General features: G+C 63.9%; 4 protein-coding genes. 1 reads left to right on the top strand and 3 read right to left on the bottom strand.

Annotated elements, in window-relative coordinates:
- A partial coding sequence (locus tag VEK15_03180; GenBank protein HXV59673.1) for a transcription termination factor Rho occupies positions 1-769 on the bottom strand: 769 nt, incomplete at its 3' end.
- A gap of 183 nt (positions 770-952) precedes the next feature.
- Here VEK15_03180 and VEK15_03175 point away from each other — a divergent pair.
- Positions 953-1,213, top strand: a complete 261-nt coding sequence (locus VEK15_03175) for an Lrp/AsnC ligand binding domain-containing protein (GenBank protein HXV59672.1) — start codon at positions 953-955, stop codon at positions 1,211-1,213.
- On the opposite strand, the gene VEK15_03170 is transcribed toward VEK15_03175, so the two are convergent.
- Positions 1,210-2,046, bottom strand: a complete 837-nt coding sequence (locus tag VEK15_03170) for a ferritin-like domain-containing protein (protein ID HXV59671.1) — start codon at positions 2,044-2,046, stop codon at positions 1,210-1,212. The genes VEK15_03175 and VEK15_03170 overlap by 4 nt on opposite strands.
- A gap of 4 nt (positions 2,047-2,050) precedes the next feature.
- The gene (locus tag VEK15_03165) at positions 2,051-2,380 is read right to left on the bottom strand and encodes a hypothetical protein (protein ID HXV59670.1); all 330 of its coding nucleotides are present in this window, start codon (positions 2,378-2,380) and stop codon (positions 2,051-2,053) included.
- Positions 2,381-2,609: the final 229 nt, after the last annotated feature.

Here is a 2,609-nt window from a genome sequence, read left to right as displayed (position 1 = left end):
CGCCCGTCATCGTCTTTCCCCGGCCCTTCTGCTCGCGGTTCGCCGCCCTTCCGAGCCTGGTGATCGAGTCGAGCAGGATGACGACGTCCTCACCCAGCTCGACCAGACGGCGCGATCGCTCGAGAACGAGGCGCGCGATCCGGAGATGGTTCGCGCTCGTTCCGTCGGACGTTGAGGCGATGACCTGCCCCTTCACCGCGCGGCGCATGTGCGTCACTTCCTCGGGCCGCTCGTCGATGAGAAGAACGAAGAGGTGGATCTCCGGATAGAATTGCCCGATGGCGAAGCCGATCTGCTCGAGCAGGATCGTCTTTCCCGTCTTGGGGGCGGCGACGATGAGGCCGCGCTGTCCCCGGCCGATGGGGGTGATGAGGTCGATGACGCGGAGCGAGATCGGTCCTTCGGGATCCTGAGCGAGCGTCAGGCGTTCGCTGGGGTGCTCGCTCACGAGGTCGCCATAATGACGGGCGGGGGGCAGCGCGTCGAGCTTGAAGCCGTTCACGCTCTCGACCCCGAGCAGCTCTCGGGAGGGCGGGCCGCCGCCACCGCGACGGTGATTCCGGCGCCGGGCCATCCCGGAGGGGCCTTGCACGAAGTGCCCTTCCTTCAGATAGTAACGGGCGATGAGGCGGCCTGGAACACGGACATCCTGGGGTCCGGGAAGGAAGTTGTTGGTCAACTGGCGAAGGTGCCCGTTGCCCTGGGGCTCGAGCTCGAGAACACCTTCGGCCAAAGAGGTCGATACACTTTCACGAGTCGTTGTACTCATATCTTACACATGGGTGGTGGCGGCCAATCCAGGTTCGAGACCAGGAGGCAGTTGATTGCGCCGCAACCAATGTCCTGCCAGAGAGGTCGGGACAGGGGCCTCTTTCCGGAGACCCTCGCCCGCATAGTAGCAGATTTCGAGCGCTGACGAAAGAGCGAAAACCCTATCTCCAAAGGAGTCATCATGAAACGAGCTACCCATGCCCCCGCCGGGGCGCGGCCTCGAGCTTACGTCCTGATCCAGACGTTGCCCGGCCGCGTCGACGGCGTGCGGCGCGCGTTGACAAAGATGCCCGCTGTCCTCACCGTCGACTCGGTGACGGGGCCGTACGACGTCGTCGCCCTTCTCGAGGTGGAGGCGCTCAGCGACTTCTCTCATCTCGTGGCGGGGACGATCGGTGGCCTGCGCGGAGTCACCCGCACGACCACTCTCATCTGTACCTAGCATCCACTGGTCGTTGCGCCCACCGAAAGCCGTGTATCCGAGAGGTACGTTTTCGTCAACTTCGCTCGCCGCCTCGGCCACACGCGCCGTGCCACGTGCCCCGCGCCCGAGGCGAGCATCGCGCCCAGCCGCCCGGATGGACCGAGCTCCGACAGAGGCCTGTCCAGGATCCCGAGCCGGCTCAACCGCAGCTCGGCCGCACCCCGCAGGTGCCTGACGAATTCGGGAAGCCTTCCGAGCACCGGATGGCCCTCGTACGATCGTCGCGCCACCGCCTTCTCGAGGAGATCTACCCCAAGAAGGGACCAGAGCGAAAGTCCGAAAAGCCTCTTGCGGACCGCGGAGCTCGAGCGCACCAGCCTCGAGGTCTCCTCCTCACCGAAGGCGACGTGACGCTCTTCCTGACGCGTGGCGCGCGTGAGAATCGCGTGGATCCCGTCGTGCTCGATGGTGTCGAGAAGAGCGTACAGGACGGTGAGGACATACCCTTCACCGAGCGCCATCTCGAGGCAAACATGCTCCGCCCAATCGTCCCCCATCATGCCCGTCGAGAGAAAACGCACCGCGCGATGGGGAGGCCCGGGCGGCCGCGACAGGATTCTGAGAATGTCTCGGAACTTGTCCACGTGCTGGAGCTCTTCGACGGCTTGGCGGGCGAGAAAATTCGCGGCGTCCAGGCTGGGGGCGCGGTAGAGCCAGTGGCCTACCTGGATTCCAGTGACTTCGCCGTACAGGAACTGGCTGAAGGTCCACGCAAGGAGCTCTCGATCGCGGTCGATGTCGAAACGAGCCCCCTCGAAGTCAAAGCTCATCTCCCCCCGGCTCAAGAGCATCGAGTCAATCTTGCTCGGCTTTTCTGGTGATGGAGCTGATGCGAATGGTCTTTCCGTCCGAATCCAGAGAGCCCTCGACGACGACGTTCTCTCCCGCAAACGGCTTGACCTTCTCCGGATCGTCGACGGCGTACATGGTCTCGTCGGCGGGAACGAAAAGGGCGTAGGCTGCGCCCATGCCGACGCATTCGTCGGCGCACTCCTTGTCGCTCATACCCTCCATCATGTGAGCGGCGCCGCACATGTCATCGGTGATATAGCCCTCGAACTCCCGCTCCTCCGGCGCAGCGAGGGTCAGGAGGCCGGAAACAAACATGATAGCTACGCGTCCCATCGTTCTGTCACCCATCGTTCTGGGGAGCCGGGACCGGCTCCGTGAAGAGCGCCATGATACCAGCTCCTGGTTTGAGCTGCCAGCCACTTGGGTTAGGATCCCCGCATGACGGAGCTTTCGGGTATCGACGTCGAGTTCGCCGCGAACGGAAAAAAGTCACGGGGTTACCTTTCCAAGCCCGGCAGCGGTTCGGGACCGGGAGTGCTGGTGATTCAAGAGTGGTGGGGCC

The sequence above is a fragment of the Vicinamibacteria bacterium genome (assembly GCA_035620555.1).
GTDB lineage: Bacteria > Acidobacteriota > Vicinamibacteria > Marinacidobacterales > SMYC01 > DASPGQ01.
Note: the sequence above shows the minus strand (reverse complement) of the source record. Positions and strands in the feature narration are given on the sequence as shown.

Bases quoted from the DNA above. Each gene is read 5' to 3' on its own strand.
- VEK15_03175 (HXV59672.1), top strand. From the start codon at position 953: ATGAAACGAGCTACCCATGCCCCCGCCGGGGCGCGGCCTCGAGCTTAC.
- VEK15_03170 (HXV59671.1), bottom strand. From the start codon at position 2,046: ATGCTCTTGAGCCGGGGGGAGATGAGCTTTGACTTCGAGGGGGCTCGT.
- VEK15_03165 (HXV59670.1), bottom strand. From the start codon at position 2,380: ATGGGACGCGTAGCTATCATGTTTGTTTCCGGCCTCCTGACCCTCGCT.